16 protein-coding genes are annotated in these 16,436 nt (G+C 61.6%); 12 read left to right on the top strand and 4 right to left on the bottom strand.

Annotated features, from left to right (window positions below):
- Window positions 1-12: 12 nt before the first annotated feature.
- Entirely contained in the window at window positions 13-1,002 is a 990-nt protein-coding gene (gene ftrA / locus A3C3_RS0123335) for a transcriptional regulator FtrA (protein ID WP_022717002.1), read from the bottom strand.
- Window positions 1,003-1,072: 70 nt separating this feature from the next.
- Here ftrA and A3C3_RS0123330 point away from each other — a divergent pair, with 70 nt between their 5' ends.
- Window positions 1,073-1,489, top strand: coding sequence for a rhodanese-like domain-containing protein (locus tag A3C3_RS0123330; protein WP_022717001.1), 417 nt, complete (start codon window positions 1,073-1,075; stop codon window positions 1,487-1,489).
- A gap of 110 nt (window positions 1,490-1,599) precedes the next feature.
- A complete protein-coding gene (locus tag A3C3_RS0123325; protein WP_022717000.1) occupies window positions 1,600-2,652 on the top strand; it encodes a magnesium and cobalt transport protein CorA in 1,053 nt (350 codons plus the stop codon).
- 45 nt (window positions 2,653-2,697) lie between these two features.
- Here the strand turns inward: A3C3_RS0123325 and A3C3_RS0123320 are convergent, their stop codons facing one another.
- Window positions 2,698-3,708 carry a zinc-dependent alcohol dehydrogenase family protein gene (locus A3C3_RS0123320; RefSeq protein ID WP_022716999.1) on the bottom strand — a complete coding sequence of 337 codons (1,011 nt, stop codon included), beginning with the start codon at window positions 3,706-3,708 and terminating at the stop codon, window positions 2,698-2,700.
- A 102-nt stretch (window positions 3,709-3,810) separates the two neighbouring features.
- On the opposite strand from A3C3_RS0123320, the gene A3C3_RS0123315 reads away from it, so the two are divergent.
- Together A3C3_RS0123315 and A3C3_RS39015 are read left to right on the top strand one after the other, a co-directional pair.
- The gene (locus tag A3C3_RS0123315) at window positions 3,811-4,710 is read left to right on the top strand and encodes a LysR family transcriptional regulator (protein WP_022716998.1); all 900 of its coding nucleotides are present in this window, start codon (window positions 3,811-3,813) and stop codon (window positions 4,708-4,710) included.
- A gap of 128 nt (window positions 4,711-4,838) precedes the next feature.
- Window positions 4,839-6,347, top strand: coding sequence for a GAF domain-containing protein (locus A3C3_RS39015; RefSeq protein WP_022716997.1), 1,509 nt, complete (start codon window positions 4,839-4,841; stop codon window positions 6,345-6,347).
- 23 nt (window positions 6,348-6,370) lie between these two features.
- Here the strand turns inward: A3C3_RS39015 and A3C3_RS0123305 are convergent, their stop codons facing one another.
- Complete coding sequence (locus tag A3C3_RS0123305; protein ID WP_033419782.1) at window positions 6,371-7,015, bottom strand: TetR family transcriptional regulator C-terminal domain-containing protein; 645 nt, start codon at window positions 7,013-7,015, stop codon at window positions 6,371-6,373.
- Between the two features lie 290 nt (window positions 7,016-7,305).
- Between A3C3_RS0123305 and A3C3_RS0123300 the strand changes: the two genes are divergently transcribed.
- From A3C3_RS0123300 to hydA, 3 genes are read left to right on the top strand one after another with little or no spacing between them, the layout of a single operon-like run.
- Window positions 7,306-8,559 (top strand): Zn-dependent hydrolase, encoded by a 1,254-nt coding sequence (locus A3C3_RS0123300; protein WP_022716995.1) that lies wholly within the window; start codon window positions 7,306-7,308, stop codon window positions 8,557-8,559.
- Window positions 8,556-8,837, top strand: coding sequence for a hypothetical protein (locus tag A3C3_RS0123295; RefSeq protein WP_022716994.1), 282 nt, complete (start codon window positions 8,556-8,558; stop codon window positions 8,835-8,837). Before A3C3_RS0123300 ends, A3C3_RS0123295 begins: the two co-directional genes overlap by 4 nt.
- Complete coding sequence (gene hydA, locus A3C3_RS0123290) at window positions 8,834-10,288, top strand: dihydropyrimidinase (RefSeq protein ID WP_022716993.1); 1,455 nt, start codon at window positions 8,834-8,836, stop codon at window positions 10,286-10,288. The genes A3C3_RS0123295 and hydA overlap by 4 nt, the downstream gene beginning before the upstream one ends.
- A gap of 207 nt (window positions 10,289-10,495) precedes the next feature.
- On the opposite strand, the gene A3C3_RS0123285 is transcribed toward hydA, so the two are convergent.
- Window positions 10,496-10,909 (bottom strand): cupin domain-containing protein, encoded by a 414-nt coding sequence (locus A3C3_RS0123285; RefSeq protein ID WP_022716992.1) that lies wholly within the window; start codon window positions 10,907-10,909, stop codon window positions 10,496-10,498.
- Between the two features lie 99 nt (window positions 10,910-11,008).
- Between A3C3_RS0123285 and A3C3_RS0123280 the strand changes: the two genes are divergently transcribed.
- The 5 genes from A3C3_RS0123280 to A3C3_RS0123260 all read left to right on the top strand — a co-directional run bounded on the left by A3C3_RS0123280 (window position 11,009) and on the right by A3C3_RS0123260 (window position 16,436).
- Entirely contained in the window at window positions 11,009-11,791 is a 783-nt protein-coding gene (locus A3C3_RS0123280; protein ID WP_022716991.1) for an ABC transporter ATP-binding protein, read from the top strand.
- Between the two features lie 12 nt (window positions 11,792-11,803).
- Complete coding sequence (locus A3C3_RS0123275; RefSeq protein ID WP_022716990.1) at window positions 11,804-12,688, top strand: ABC transporter permease; 885 nt, start codon at window positions 11,804-11,806, stop codon at window positions 12,686-12,688.
- Window positions 12,685-13,812: an ABC transporter permease gene (locus A3C3_RS0123270; protein ID WP_022716989.1), complete on the top strand. Its 1,128-nt coding sequence runs from the start codon at window positions 12,685-12,687 to the stop codon at window positions 13,810-13,812. Before A3C3_RS0123275 ends, A3C3_RS0123270 begins: the two co-directional genes overlap by 4 nt.
- Before the next feature lie 54 nt (window positions 13,813-13,866).
- Window positions 13,867-14,838 carry an ABC transporter substrate-binding protein gene (locus A3C3_RS0123265; protein WP_022716988.1) on the top strand — a complete coding sequence of 324 codons (972 nt, stop codon included), beginning with the start codon at window positions 13,867-13,869 and terminating at the stop codon, window positions 14,836-14,838.
- A 410-nt stretch (window positions 14,839-15,248) separates the two neighbouring features.
- Window positions 15,249-16,436 (top strand): efflux RND transporter periplasmic adaptor subunit, encoded by a 1,188-nt coding sequence (locus A3C3_RS0123260; RefSeq protein WP_022716987.1) that lies wholly within the window; start codon window positions 15,249-15,251, stop codon window positions 16,434-16,436.

Below are 16,436 nucleotides of genomic sequence, written 5' to 3'. Positions count from 1 at the left end.
CGCGCCCCGCAACTATACCCCGAACGACTTCCTGTAGGCACTCGGGCTTGTCGCGAGCCGCTTACGGAAATGATGCCGCATCGTCGCCAGTGTGCCGAAGCCGCTGGCGGCGGCGATGTCGTCAAGCGATGCGGCGAGTTCCCTTTCCAGGAGATCGCGGGCGTGGCGAAGCCGCTCTTTGAGCAGCCATTCGCCGACGCTGAGGCCCGTCGTCTTTTCGAAGCGGCGCTGGAAGGTGCGCAGGCTCATGCCCGCCTTTTGCGCCAGCAGGCTGATCGACTGCTCCTCGTCCAGCCGCTCCCGCATCCATTCGAGCAGCGGCCCGAGCCGCATTCCCTCCCGCTCTTCGAGCACGGGCGCGCTGATGAATTGCGCCTGCCCGCCTTCGCGATGCGGCGGAAGCACCAGACGGCGCGCGACACTGTTTGCGGCTTCTGCGCCAAAATCACCGCGCACGACGTGCAAAGAGAGATCAATGCCGGCCGCACTGCCCGCGGCTGTCAGGATACTGCCTTCGTCCATGTAAAGAACGGTCGCATCGAAGGCGATCTCCGGATAGCGCGCTGCGAGCGCCGCAACATAGCGCCAATGCGTGGTCGCACGCCGGCCGCTCAAAAGACCGGACGCGGCAAGCACGGCAACGCCGGAGCAGAGCGACATTATACGGGCACCGCGCTCATGAGCCTGACGCAGCGCATCGATCAACGGCTCCGGCACCGGCGCATCGATCGACCGCCAGCCCGGCACGACGATGAGATCGGCTTCGGCCAGAGCCTCCAGGCCGCGATCGACTGAGACACTCAATCCGCCCGCAGCACGCAGCGGCCCCGGTTCGACGCCGCAGACCGAATAATGATACCAGCCCTCGCCCATTTCCGGGCGCGGAAGACCGAAGACTTCGTAAGCAATACCGAATTCGAAAGTGCATAGCCCGTCATAGGCAAGCACGACGACATGCGGGCGTCTGAGCGAATTTGGCATGATATTTACGCTAACCGTCATTAAAGCCAATTTCGCCATGCCATAACATCAGCGATGGTCGGCGGCAACTCGAACCGTGAAAGGAAAACCGATGCCGAGCCCCGTCAGCGAAACACCCGCCGCCGCTCCGGAGGAAACCGCCGCCTACTACGCCCGCAAGCTCGCCTTCGAGACGGACTGCTGGGACGTCCAGGCCTCCATTTCCTCGGGCAAGGCTGACTTCGTCCTTATCGACGTTCGATCCCCGGCGCTCTTTTCCCACTCGCATGTGCCGGGCGCGATCAACCTTCCGCATGGCAAGATGACCGCCCACCGCATGTCGGAGTGGCCGGCCGATACGCTCTTCGTCGTCTATTGCGCCGGGCCCCATTGCAACGGCACCGACAAGGCGGCGCTGCGCCTGGCGCGGCTCGGCCTCTCCGTCAAGGTCATGATCGGCGGCATGACCGGCTGGGCTGACGAGGGCTTCGCCTTTACGAACGGTGAAGCCCCAATGGCCGCGCAGTGACTGACCTCCTCCAACGCTATTGCGGATGCGTATTCCGAAAAATGGGGCTATGGTTCTCTTCGTTTGAGCATCATCGGCCGCGGACGCCTCAGCGGGAGGAATAGACGGTTTTGGAACGAACCAAAAATCTGAACAGCACTTCCGCTCGCGCCGAAACCGGCGCGGTTGCGCCGGCATCGTCACCCCCTGCTCGTCCGGGGGTCGTGGCAGCTGCCGTCTACCAGCAGGGACAGCGCATCCGCGATATCCGGATAGAAGAGGCCAGCGAATGGCGAACGCACGAGAATGCAGTCGTCTGGATCGGCTTGCACGAGCCGGACGAGATGCTGCTGCACCAGGTACAGGCCGAGTTCAATCTCCACCCGCTGGCGATCGAGGATGCTGCCCAGCCGCATCAGCGCCCGAAGCTGGAGATTTATGGCGACGCCATGTTCATTGTTGCCCGTACCGCCCACATGAAGGACGGCGAAATCGTCTTCGGCGAAACCCATCTTTTCGTCGGCCGGGGCTATGTCGTTTCCGTGCGCCATGGCGCATCGTCATCGTACCTGGCGGTGCGGCAGCGGTGCGAGGCGACGCCGGCGGCGCTCGCCCATGGGGAGAACTACATTCTCTATTCCATCCTCGATTTCATCGTCGACAACTACATGCCGGTGATCGAAGTCGTGCAGGAAGAAGTCGAGACGCTCGAAGATCTGATGCTGCGCGAACAGCTTACAAAGGTCGACATCGAGCGCCTCTACCTGCTGCGGCGCAAGCTGCTGCGGCTGCGCAATGCCGTCGTGCCGCTCGTGGACGTCTGTCGCCGCTATGAGCATATCGACCTTCCGGGGATGGACTTGACGCTTCAATCGCTGTTTCGCGACGTCACAGACCATGTGCGCCGGGTCCAGGAAGATATCGACGCGCTGCGTGAAGTCCTCGCCTTCGCCTTCGAAGCCAGCGTGATGATCGGCCAGACCGAACAGACGGCGATTGCCCGCAAGCTCGCCTCATGGGCGGCGATCCTTGCTGTTCCGACGGCGATCGCCGGTATCTACGGGATGAATTTCAACGATATGCCGGAACTGAAATTCCAGTACGGCTATTTCGTGGTGCTGGGCGTGATCGCAACCCTGTGCGTAACGCTCTTCGCCTTGTTCCGCCGGGCGAAGTGGCTGTAGCCGGGGCTCCCGCCAGAATGCTCTGACGGGAGCGGAGAACCCGGCTCAAAACTCGATGACGATCTTTCCGAAGGGGCCGCGATCGAGGTGCTGAAGCGCCATTGGCAGTTCGTCGAAGGCGTAGCGCTTGTCGATCACCGGCTTCAGGCCGGTGCGATCGACGGCGCGGACCAGGTCCTCCAGCGCGCGGCGGTGTCCCACACTAAGGCCCTGTACCGTCGGCGACTTCAATAGCAGCGATTGCACCGGCGCAGACAGATCGATGCCATCCATGACGCCGATCACGGAAATCCGGCCGTTGACCGCCACGGCCTTTAGGGACTCGCCGAAATTGGCGCCGGCTGCGATTTCGAAGATATGGTCGGCGCCGTAATCTTCCGTCAGCTCGAGGACGCTTTCGGCCCAATTCTCCCTGCCGATCCCATGATCGGCGCCGAGGGCACGGGCACGCTCGAGCTTCTCGGCATTTGCCGAGGTGATGATGACTTCGGCACCGTGCATCTTGGCAAGTTGAAGACCGAAGAGCGCAACCCCTCCGGTTCCCTGAATGACTACCTTGTCGCCCGCCTTCAGCCTGCCGAGTTCGATGAGCGCGAACCACGCCGTCAGACCTGCGCACGGCAGCGTGCTCGCCTCAACGGCATCGAGCGTCTTGGGCGCGTGAACGAACCAGTCCTCGGAAAACGTCACATATTCGGAAAGCACGCCCGGATAATATCCGCCGAGCGTCTTGTAGGGCGGGTGGCGGGCATCGCCGAGGCCTGGCCCGTTGATGCGCCCGGGAAGAAAGGTCGTGATGACGCGGTCGCCCGGCTTGAAGCGCGTGACGCCGGGGCCGACAGCTTCGACCACGCCGGCAAGGTCCGATGCCGGAACGAACGGAAACTGTAGCGGCAGACCCATGCCGGTTTCCAGCACCAGCTTGTCGCGATAGTTCAGCGATACCGCCTCGGCACGGACCAGCACCTTGTTGCCGCTCGCCTCTTCGACCGCCGCCTCACGCACCATCAGATTCGTCGGTCCAATATTGTCGATCGACCATTGCTTTGCCAACATTCTTCTCACTCCATTCGGTTGACGGAGCCGAAGCATATCGTTGAAATTTGATCGACAGTTGCGTTATTAATTCCACAAAATGTTTCCCTAAAGGATACAATGATGGAACAGCTCAAAGGCATATCGGTGTTTGTCGAGGTCGCGGAAGCAGGCGGCTTTTCCGCAGCCGCCGAGCGCCTTCATTTGACGCGCTCAGCCGTCGGAAAGACGATCGCACGCCTGGAACAAAGGCTTGGCGTGCGTCTTTTTCACCGCACGACCAGAGCGCAAAGCCTGACGGAGGAAGGCCAGTTCTTTTACGAGCACTGCCTGCGCGCGGTCGAGGAGATCACGCGTGGCGAAGCGCTTCTCGAAAGCGGCAAGCAGGAGGTGCGCGGGCGCCTGCGGGTCACAATGCCGGTTCTTTTCGGCCGTCAGTGTGCAGCACCGATACTCATCAAGCTGCTCGACGAACATCCGCATCTCGAACTTGATCTTTCCTTCAACGACCGGATCGTCGATCTAGTCGACGACGGCTTCGATATTGCCGTGCGCAACGGCCCTCTCGGGGACTATCCCGGCCTGATGGTGCGCGTCATCGCCCAGCAGCGCATGACGGTTTGCGCCTCTCCGGGCTACCTCGAACGCCGCGGCATTCCAGCCAAGCTCGAAGACCTCGAAATGCATGACGGCATCGTCTATGGGAGGCGGGATCGAAACCGCACCTGGATATTCCCGACAAACGCCGAACCCTTCCGGCAGGTGTTGCCGCGATCGCGGCTGCGGCTCGACGATCTTGCAACCATCGCCGACGCCGCGGCACAAGGCGTCGGCCTTGCCTGGCTACCGTGCTGGCTCGTGCGGGACCGCGTTGCATCCGGCGAGCTTCGCCGGGTCTTGACGGATATTCCGGCTGTCGCCTTTGACGCCAACGTCGTCTGGGTAAAGTCGCCTGCAATGCAGCCGAAGGTTCGGCTCGTGATCGACACCTTGGCTGCGAAGCTCCCGGCTCTCATGAGTTAGCGAAGAGAATCTCGGAACCCACTGAATTTTTTGGTGTATTCACTGGAAATACTGCATTTCCGCCGTATATCTCTTTCCTTGTTACGCCGAAATGGGGTAACTGAAACGGAACCGGAGTCTCCTGTCTCGTGAGCAAAGCCTGCAATGGTGCGGACCTGACGAATTGCGACGGGGGAGCTACCCTTCAGCGCGCCGCCATCCAGCCCTTCGGCTTCCTGCTTGCGGCTTCCCCCGACTGGAGAATCGTGCGCGCGTCGGCCAATCTCGAAGAGTTTCTGGGCGTCGGCTGCGAACACGTGCTTCGGCAGCCACTCTCCGGCATCATCATGTCCAGGACGCTGCACACGATCCGCAACCGGCTGACCGTCATCCGAGGTCCGGTCATGATCGAGCGGCTGTCCGGCATCGCCTTTGCGGAGGGCGGCCCCATTTTCGACGTGGCTCTGCACTGCAGCGAGGGTGAGATCGTCATCGAGGCCGAACCGTCGCAGCGCGAGGGCCAAGGTGGCTCGACGCTGTCGATGCCCGCCATGATGGCGCGCATCGACCAGGCGCAGACCCTGGAAGCGTTTTTCCGCGAGAGCGCCCGGCAAGCGCGCGGCATTACCGGCTTCGACCGCGTGATGGTCTACCGCTTTGATGACGAAGGGTCCGGCGAAATCGTGGCGGAAGCCGCAAGATCCGGCATAGGATCCTTGCTTGGCCTTCACTTTCCGGCCGCCGACATTGCGGCCGAGGAACGCGCCTTGTATGCCCGCAGTCTCTTCCGCATCATCGCCGATGTCGATGCCGCGCCGGTTCCGGTCGTGCCGGAACTCGACGAGCACGGCCGGGCGATCGATCTCTCCCTGTCGAGCCTGCATGCGACCACGTCGGGCCATATCGACTATCTGAAGGACATGGGCGTCGCTGCCTCGTTTTCGATTCCGATCGTCGTGGATGGCAGGCTCTGGGGCCTGTTTGCCTGCCATCATTATGCTGCCCGCCTGCTCCCCGTCGAACGGCGCTTGACGGCGGAACACTTCGCCCAGATGGTCGCCTCGCGGCTCGAAACCCGGGAGTGCCGGCTGGCGCTGGAATTCGAAACCGGGGCACGAAAGATCGTCGAGCGGCTGTTGACCGCCGTTGCGGACAATACTGGCCTGCCCGATGATCCGGCCTGGCTGGCCGAAGTGCTCGCCGGCGCTATTCCCGCAGACGGCATCGGCGTCTGGATCGGTGGCCGCACGGCGCTGACAGGGCTCGCTCCCTCCCAGCAGCAATTCTCTGCGCTGATCGATAGGCTGAACGGCATGATAGCCGGGCATGTGTTCGCGACCGATCGTGTTGCCGAACTCTGGCCCGAGGCGGAATTGAATGGCGACGTCGCCGGACTGATGGCCATTCCGACCTCGCAGCCGGCGCGCGATTACATCGTATTCTTCCGCCAGGAAATCCTAGGAACGGTGCATTGGGCTGGCGCTTCGTCAAGGCCAGCAGAACACGACGCCGGCAGCCATGCCCTCACCTTCCACAAGAGCTTCCGGGCCTGGTCTGAACTGATGCGCGGACGATCGCTGCCGTTTTCCGGGGCGCAACGCCATGTCGCGGAGACGATTCGCGTGACACTTGGAGCCGTTCGCCGCCTGAACGGGTGAGGCAGCACCACTGAGGAGGGCGGTCAGGCCGGGCGAACCATCAGCCCGCCGATGAAGAGCTGCTCGAGGAAGCGCGCCGCATCCTCGAAGCGCCCTGCCCCGGCATGCTCCTGTCCGAGCACGGCGCGCACCTGGACGTCGAAGTCGGCATAATGCTGCGTTGTCGACCAGATCGAAAAGATCAGATGGTAGGGATCGCATTTGGCGATCTTGCCGGCCTTCGCCCAGGCGCGGATAACCTCGGCCTTCTCATCGACGAGTTGCTTCAGCGGCCCCTTCAGCTCGTCTTCGATATGCGGCGCTCCCTGCAGCACCTCGTTTGCAAAGAGCCGGCTTTCGCGGGGAAAGTCGCGCGCCAATTCCAGCTTGCGGCGAATGTAGCTGCGGATTTCGTTCTCCGGATTGCCCTCGGCATCGAAGGCGCGAAGCGGCTCAAGCCACGTATAAAGCACACGGTCGATCAGCGCCCGGTGCATCGCCTCCTTGGTACGGAAGTAATAGAGCAGGTTCGGCTTCGACATGCCGGCCACCTCTGCGATCTGGTCGATCGTAGAGCCGCGAAAACCCCTGGCGGAAAACACATCGAGCGCAGCTTCCAGAATCTGCTCTTCCTTCTCCTCCTGGATCCGCGTGCGCCGCTGGGTCTTCGCTGCTCTCGGAATTGCCATCTGGCTCTCGTTTCCCTTGAAATTCAACTGCTTCAGACGAACGGCTCGCCCTGCCGTCCTTTTGAGCAACTCCCTGCAATTTTGTCTGAATTTTTCCTGATTTTCGTCTTGAGCCCGGCGCGGGAAGCTGTAATGTTTACCAATCGGTCAAATTATCTGTCAGATGCCAAACAAAGGCAACTGGCGATTTTCCGGCGTAACAAAACAAACAAGCGCGCCGACAATTGACGATGGGAACAGACGGCGCATGTTCTTTGCATGACCGTAAAAAACAGGTGAGGATTTCAGACATGGTGGCAGCACCAGGCGAGAATATGCGCGTCAACGGAGACCGTCTCTGGGACAGTCTCATGGACATGGCAAAGATCGGCCCCGGAATTGCCGGCGGCAATAACCGCCAGACGCTGACGGACTCCGATGCCGAAGGCCGCAGCCTCTTCCGCACATGGTGCGAAGCCGCAGGCCTGACCGTCGGCGTCGACAAGATGGGCACGATGTTCGCAACCCGTCCTGGCACGGATCCCGATGCGCTCCCCGTTTATGTCGGATCGCATCTCGACACCCAGCCGACCGGCGGCAAATATGATGGCGTGCTCGGCGTGCTCGGTGCGCTCGAAGTCGTCCGTACGATGAACGACCTCGGCATCAGGACGAAGCACCCGATCGTCGTCACCAACTGGACCAATGAGGAAGGCGCCCGTTTTGCCCCGGCCATGCTTGCCTCCGGCGTTTTCGCCGGCGTTCACACGCTGGACTATGCCTATGGCCGCAAGGATCCCGAGGGCAAGACGTTTGGCGACGAGCTGAAGCGCATTGGCTGGCTCGGCGACGAAGAAGTCGGCGCCCGCAAGATGCACGCCTATTTCGAGTATCACATCGAGCAGGGTCCGATCCTCGAAGCCGAGGAGAAGCAGATCGGCGTCGTCACCCACTGTCAGGGCCTCTGGTGGCTCGAATTCACGCTGACCGGCAGGGAGGCACATACCGGCTCGACGCCGATGAACATGCGCGTCAATGCCGGGCTTGCCATGGCGCGCATCTTCGAGATGGTCCAAGAGGTCGCCATGAGCGAGCAGCCGGGTGCTGTCGGCGGCGTCGGCCAGGTGTTCTTCTCGCCGAACTCCCGCAACGTGCTGCCCGGCAAGGTGATCTTTACCGTCGACATCCGCTCGCCTGACAAGGAAAAGCTCGACCGCATGCGCGCCAAGATCGAAGCCGAAGCGCCGAAGATCACCGATGCACTGGGCGTCGGCTGTTCGATCGAGGCGATCGGCCATTTCGAACCGGTGACCTTCGATCCGAAGCTCGTCAAATCCGTGCGCGATGCCGCCGAAAGGCTCGGCTACAGCCACATGAACCTCATCTCCGGCGCCGGCCACGACGCATGCTGGGCTGCCAAGGTCGCGCCGACGACGATGATCATGTGCCCCTGCGTCGGCGGCCTGTCGCACAACGAGGCGGAGGAAATTTCCAAGGAATGGGCGAGCGCCGGTGCGGACGTGCTGTTTCATGCCGTGGCCGAGACGGCGGAGATCGTCAGATGACGGGCGATGCGGATGCCGATCTGAATACCATGACGCGTGCGCAATTGCTTTCCACAGCCCGCGCCATGCGCCATGCGATCCGCACCCACCGGGATACGTCCATGCACGAGCTCTGTTGGCATCACCCCGGCATGTGGGCGCTTCTGCCGGATTCACCGACGGGCGGCCAGATCGTGCCGGATTGGCCCCAGTTCATGCGCGGCTGCATCCGCTACCGCCAGTCATTGGATAAACAGCTTGCGCAGGCACCGCGCAGCGCCAGGGAGTTCGGAGAATGAGCACAGTCATCAAGGGCGGAACCATCGTCACGGCCGACCTCACCTACACGGCCGATGTGAAGATCGAAGGCGGCAAGATCGTCGAGATCGGGCCGAACCTTTCGGGCAATGAGACGCTGGATGCGTCCGGTTGCTACGTCATGCCGGGCGGCATCGACCCTCATACGCATCTCGAAATGCCGTTCATGGGCACCTACTCCTCCGACGATTTCGAGAGCGGCACGCGCGCGGCCCTTTCCGGCGGCACGACGATGGTGGTCGATTTCGCCCTGCCCTCGCCCGGCCAGTCGTTACTCGAAGCGCTGACGATGTGGGATAACAAATCGACCCGCGCCAACTGCGACTATTCCTTCCATATGGCGATCACCTGGTGGAGTGAGCAGGTCTTCAATGAGATGAAGACCGTCGTCCAGGATAAGGGCATCAACACCTTCAAGCATTTCATGGCCTACAAGGGTGCGCTGATGGTGGACGACGACGAGATGTATTCCTCCTTCCGGCGCTGCGCCGAACTCGGCGCGCTGCCGCTGGTCCACGCCGAAAACGGCGACGTCGTCGCGCAATTGCAGGCAAAGCTCATGGCCGAAGGCAACAACGGCCCGGAAGCGCACGCCTATTCCCGGCCGCCGGAAGTGGAAGGCGAGGCGACCAACCGCGCGATCATGATTGCCGACATGGCCGGCTGCCCCGTCTATATCGTCCACACGTCCTGCGAACAGGCGCACGAAGCGATCCGCCGCGCCCGCCAGAAAGGCATCCGCGCCTATGGCGAGCCGCTCATCCAGCACCTGACGCTCGACGAGACGGAGTATTTCAACAAGGACTGGGATCACGCCGCCCGCCGCGTCATGTCACCGCCCTTCCGCAACAAGCAGCATCAAGATAGCCTCTGGGCCGGCCTTGCCTCCGGCTCGCTGCAGGTCGTCGCGACCGACCATTGCGCTTTCACCACTGAGCAGAAGCGTTTCGGCGTCGGCGATTTCACCAAGATCCCGAACGGCACCGGCGGTCTTGAAGACCGCATGCCGATGCTCTGGACTTATGGCATCAATACCGGCCGCCTGACGATGAACGAATTCGTCGCCGTGACCTCGACGAACATCGCGAAGATCCTCAATATCTATCCGAAGAAGGGCGCGATCCTCGTCGGTGCCGATGCAGATCTCGTCGTCTGGGACCCGAAGCGCGCAAAGATCATCACCTCGAAAAACCAGCAGTCGGCCATCGACTACAACGTCTTCGAAGGCAAGCAGGTCACCGGCCTGCCGCGCTACACGCTGACGCGCGGCGTCGTCGCCATTGAAGAGGACACGATCAAGACCCGCGAGGGCCATGGCGAATTCGTCAAGCGCGAACCGGTCACCGCCGTCAGCAAGGCGCTGTCGACCTGGAAGGAAGTCACCGCGCCGCGCAAGGTCGAGCGCACTGGCATTCCGGCAAGCGGCGTGTGATCGGAAGGGATGTCGAGCGTGCGGGATACCCCCCTCTGCCCCTTCGTGACATCTCCCCCACAAAAAGGGAGAGCGGGAACATGCGGCTACCACATCACCGTAGTTGAACGGCACAATACGCCTGGCGCCTTCATGGGGATCGACGAGCATCCTCCATCCGTTCCCCCTTGCGTGGGGGATGCCCGGACGGGCCGAGGTTGGTATTTTTCAACCCTCCACCAACCCATCCAGTTCCGGCAGCAGCACGACACTTTCCTGCTCGTTGGGATCTGTCCGCGCGATGATCGCGGTGCACGGCGTGCTGCTGAGGTTCGCCGGCAGGTGCGGGACACCCGCCGGAATGTAAAACAGCTCGCCGGCATGAACGACGACATGATGCTCCAGCTCGTCGCCGTACCAGGTGTGCGCTTCGCCCGAGAGCATGTAAATCGCCGTTTCATGCGCCTCGTGCAGATGCGCCTTGGCGCGCACGCCCGGTGGGATCGTCAGAAGATGCATGCAGATGCCCTTCGCGCCAACCGTTTCCGCGGCGATGCCTTCGAAGTAGCTCAGCCCCTGCTTGCCGCTATAGGCGTGGCTGGGGCGAATGATGTGGCAGGTGGGCTTTGACTTCGCGTCCATCGTCATTCTCCATGAATTTTGCCGCGGCAAAGAAAACCGGCGGTCATCATAGCACGCAAACCGCGGCGACGCGGGGAAAACAGGACTGGTAAAGCATCGATGCAAGCATCCGTCGTATCCGCAAAGGATCTCTGTCTCACCTACCAGACGAATGACGGGCCGGTGCATGCGCTGAGCGATGTCAATCTCGATGTCCGCAAGGGCGATTTCGTTTCCTTCATCGGTCCATCCGGCTGTGGCAAGACGACATTCCTGCGCGTCATCGCCGATCTGGAGAAGAAGACCTCAGGCGAGATCACCGTCAACGGCATGACGCCGGACGACGCCCGCAAGGCGCGCGCCTATGGCTACGTCTTCCAGGCGCCGGCGCTCTATCCTTGGCGGACGATCGAGAAGAACATCGCGCTGCCCCTGGAAATCATGAGTTATGCCGCCGACGACCAGAAAAAGCGCATCGCCGAGGCATTGGATCTCGTCAACCTCTCCGGCTTCGAGAAGAAATTTCCCTGGCAGCTTTCCGGCGGCATGCAGCAGCGTGCCTCGATCGCCCGCGCACTCGCTTTCGACGCCGACCTGCTGTTGATGGACGAACCTTTCGGCGCACTCGACGAAATCGTCCGCGACCACCTGAACGAAGAGCTTCTGAAGCTTTGGGCGCGCACCAACAAGACGATCTGCTTCGTCACCCACTCGATCCCCGAAGCCGTCTACCTCTCCACGAAGATCGTCGTCATGTCCCCGCGCCCCGGTCGCGTCACCGACGTCATCGACTCCACGCTCCCGGCGGAGCGCCCCCTCGGTATCCGCGAAACCCCGGAATTCCTGAAAATCGCCCACCGCGTGCGTGAGGGGCTAAGGGCGGGGCATAGCTATGAGGAGTAGGAGGGCAGGCCCATGAAACCCGACACCCTCAAGGACAAATTCATCCCCGTCCTGACGATCCTGCTGGCGCTCATCGTCGTCTGGTATGTCGCGGCGATCTTCATGAACGCGCCCTTCCAGCGAGACATGGATCAGCGCGGCAACGTCACCTCCACCGCGATGGAATTCGTCGAAAAGACGCTCTCGCAGCCGAAGCCGATCCTGCCGGCGCCGCATCAGGTGGCGAGCAATGTCTTCGAGAACACCTTCCTCAGAAAACTCTCCAGCAATCGCAGCCTCGTCTACCACGCCGGCGTGACATTGTCCTCGACGGTTCTCGGCTTTGCGCTCGGGACCCTGCTCGGCATCGCGATCGCCGTCGGCATCGTGCATATCAAGACGCTCGACCGTAGCCTGATGCCGTGGATCATCGCATCGCAGACGGTGCCTATCCTGGCGATCGCGCCGATGGTCATCGTGGTGCTCGGAGCGATCAACATCACCGGCCTGATCCCGAAGGCGCTGATCTCGACCTATCTCTCCTTCTTTCCCGTCGCGGTCGGAATGGTGAAGGGTCTGCGCTCGCCGGAGATCATGCATCTCGACCTGATGCGCACCTATAACGCGACCGCATTGCAAACCTTCTGGAAGCTGCGCGTCCCGGCCTCGATCCCTTTCCTCTTCACGTCGATGAAGGTGGCGATTGCCGCGAGCCTCGTCGGCGCAATCGTCGGCGAACTCCCGACAGGCGCCGTCGCCGGCATCGGTTCGAAGCTGCTGGCGGGCTCCTATTACAGCCAGACGATCGATATCTGGGCGGCACTCGTGGCAGGTTCCGTGCTGGCGGCCATGCTCGTTGCGATCGTCGGCCTCGTGTCGAAGATCGTCGATCGCGCCATGGGAGGCAGGCCGGCATGAAGAAGCTGAATATCTCCTGGCAGGCCTTGATCGCCCTAATTCTGTGCGCCGCAGCGCTGCTCTCGCTGCCGCTCCTCAGCGAAGCCGCCCCCCGCCCCTTCAGCGATCAAACGGTGACACTTGTCGTCGTCATCGTCGCGGCATCCGCCCTCATTTCGGTAGCGCCTCTGCCGAGGCTCTATTGCGCGACCGTTCTGCTGATCGGCACTCATGAAGCCGCCTGGATGCTACTTTCCGGCATTGCCGGCAACGAAGGCATGGCGGCGAAATCCTTTTTCTTCCTGATCGCCGCCTGCTGGCTGCTTGCCTGGCGCTGCGTCACCGTGCTTTGCGAGATCAAGCCCGCCTCGAATTTCGAAAGCTCGTTCCTGCGCCTGCTGATCCCAGCGATCTTTGGCGCCTGGATCCTGATCCTTTGGGAAACGGCGACCCGGGGCGCGGGCATTCCCTTCGTGCTCCTACCGCCGCCAAGCGCTATCGGCGCACGTATCGCCGGCTCGCTGCCGATCCTCGGCGAAGACGTTAGGCAGACGATCTTCAAGGCCGTGCTGATCGGCTACGCCGTTGGCTGTGCCAGCGGCTTTATCGTCGCGATCCTGGCCGATCGCGTGGCGTTCCTGCGCCGCGGCCTGCTGCCGATCGGCAATATGGTCTCGGCGCTGCCGATCATCGGCGTGGCGCCGATCATGGTCATGTGGTTCGGCTTCGACTGGCCGTCGAAGGCCGCCGTCGTCATCATCATGACCTTCTTCCCGATGCTGGTGAACACCGTCGCGGGCCTGGCCGCGTCCGGCAGCATGGAGCGCGACCTGATGCGCACCTATGCCTCGAACTACTGGCAGACGCTGCTGAAGCTACGGCTTCCGGCAGCCATGCCCTTCATTTTCAATGCGCTGAAGATCAACTCGACGCTGGCGCTGATTGGTGCCATCGTTGCGGAATTCTTCGGGACGCCGATCGTCGGAATGGGCTTCCGCATCTCCACCGAGATCGGGCGCATGAATGTCGACATGGTCTGGGCCGAAATCGCCGTTGCGGCGCTGGCAGGCTCGATCTTCTACGGGGCCGTCGCCCTCGCCGAAAGGGCGGTGACTTTCTGGCATCCGTCTATCCGTGGTGGCTAGACGTCGCTTTATTCTCGCAAATGGGATTGGGCATAACTTCAGAGGGAAAAGAAAATGAAAAAACTGATGGTTGCAATGATGGCAAGCGCAATGTCGCTCGCGGCTGCCCATGCAATGGCTGCCGACAAGGTGACGCTGCAGCTGAAATGGGTCACGCAGAGCCAGTTCGCCGGCTATTACGTCGCCAAGGAGAAAGGCTATTACGAGGAAGAGGGCCTCGACGTCGACATCAAGCCGGGCGGTCCGGACATCGCACCCGAACAGGTCATTGCCGGTGGCGGCGCCGATGTGATCGTCGACTGGATGGGTGGCGCGCTGGTTGCCCGCGAAAAGGGCGTGCCGCTCGTCAACATCGCCCAGCCCTTCCAGAAGTCGGGTATGGAGCTCATCTGCCGCAAGGACGGCCCGATCAAGTCCGAAGCCGACTTCAAGGGCCGCACCCTCGGCGTCTGGTTCTTCGGCAACGAATATCCGTTCTTCGCCTGGATGAACAAGCTCGGCCTCAAGACCGACGGCGGCGCGGATGGCGTGACCGTCTTGAAGCAGAGCTTCGACGTGCAGCCGCTCCTGCAGAAGCAGGCGGACTGCATCTCGGTCATGACCTACAATGAATACTGGCAGGCGATCGATGCGGGCTTCAAGCCGGAAGAGCTGATCGTCTTCAACTATACGGAAATGGGCAACGACCTTCTCGAAGACGGTCTCTACGCGATGGAAGACAAGCTCAAGGACCCAGCCTTCAAGGAAAAGATGATCAAGTTCGTCAAGGCTTCGATGAAGGGCTGGAAATACTCGACCGAAAACCCGGATGAAGCAGCCGAGATCGTCGTCGATGCCGGCGGCCAGGACGAGAACCACCAGAAGCGCATGATGGGCGAAGTCGCCAAGCTGATCGGCGACGGCACTGGCAAGCTCGACCCGGCGCTCTACGATCGCACGGCCAAGGCTCTTCTTGACCAGAAGATCATCAACAAGGAGCCGGCCGGCGCCTGGACGCACGAGATCACGGACGCGGCTGCGAAGTAATTCCAGCCGATCCGAAAACGGAAACGCGCGGCGAAACCCGCGCGTTTTCGGTTTTAACGTCGCTTAAAAAAATCAGGGACGATGTCGCATCGGCAGGCTTTCGCACGTCATTAAGAATATACGGCTGCGATCAATCATCGGAATGACCACATAACGATGCGGTGATTGATCTGGACGTAAACGGCAACTAGTATGTTCGGATAGGGGAATTATTTTCTGCCGGTCTTGCGCATCGAGCAAATCGATACCAAGTACAAGCCGGATTTGCCGGAGGAGTGACTTCTCTGTAATGGAGACGGCAAATAATGCGGGAATGCCTCTGGGAACACAGAGACGAAATGGCCTGTTCGCGAGCTGAGGGACAACGCGCGATTTTGGCTGACTATGTCATATAATTTGGATCATGACGCATGGCACGCACGCTGACTATACTACGCGCCTCCACCCTTTTGATCGCCGCGCTCGCGCAAACTCCCGCTTTCGCGCAGGAAACCGCAACCACGAAACCGCAGCAGAACCTGCCGGCGATCGTCGTGACCACCGCCAAGATGCGCACGCTCGTTGACCGTGTCGTTGCGACCGGCACCGTGAAGCCGGTCGAGGAAGTCTATATCCAGCCGCAGGTCGAGGGCCTTTCGATCCGCGCGTTGAATGCCGATGTCGGCGACAAGGTTGCAGCAGACAGCACGCTTGCGACGCTGAACGACGACGCGCTGCTCTTGCAAAAAAGCCAGATGGTGGCAACCAAGGCGAAGGGCGAAGCAACGCTCGCGCAGTTGCGGGCACAACTGGTCGAAGCAGAGGCGAATGCCGAGCAGGCCCGCCAGCAGCAGGCCCGCGCGCAGGAAATGGGCAAGAAGGGCACGGTGTCCACTGCGACGGTGGAACAGGCAGATGCCGCTGCCGCTTCTGCCAACGCCCGTGTGAACTCCGCCGAGCAGGCGATCGAAGTTGCCCAGGCGGACCTCAAGGTCGTCGACAGCCAGATCGCCGACACGGATTTGAGGCTTGCCCGCACCGATGTGAGGACGCCAGTCGCAGGCACGGTTTCGGCAAAGAACGCCAAGGTCGGCGCGATCGCCCTGGGTTCGGGCGAACCACTCTTCACCGTCATCCGCGACAACGATATCGAACTGGTCGCCGAAGTCGGCGAGAGCGATATCATCAAGATCGAGCCGGGCCAGAAGGCGACGATCTCGCTTGCCGGCAGCCGCGACAAGCTAACGGGTTCGGTGCGCCTGGTTTCGCCGACGGTCGACCCGACGACGCGCCTCGGCTTCGTCCATATCCTGATCGATGATGACAGCAAGGCGCGTTCGGGCATGTACGGCAGCGCCGAGATCATCATGAAGACGGCCCAGAACGTGGCTTTGCCGCTTTCGGCTGTCCTGACGAGCAGTGAAGGCTCGTCCGCCCGCAAGGTCGAAGACGGAGTCGTGAAATTCGCTGAAGTGGAAACCGGTATCCAGGACGGCGCCTATATTGAGATTGTCAAGGGCCTGAAGGACGGCGAGGAAGTCGTTGCCAAGGCCGGTGCTTATGTCCGCGACGGCGACCGCATTACGCCGGTTCGCGAAAAGCCCGCTGCTTCCAACTGA

Source organism: Rhizobium mongolense USDA 1844, assembly GCF_000419765.1.
Taxonomy (GTDB): Bacteria; Pseudomonadota; Alphaproteobacteria; order Rhizobiales; family Rhizobiaceae; genus Rhizobium; species Rhizobium mongolense.
This window is presented reverse-complemented; position numbering and strand designations above follow the sequence as displayed.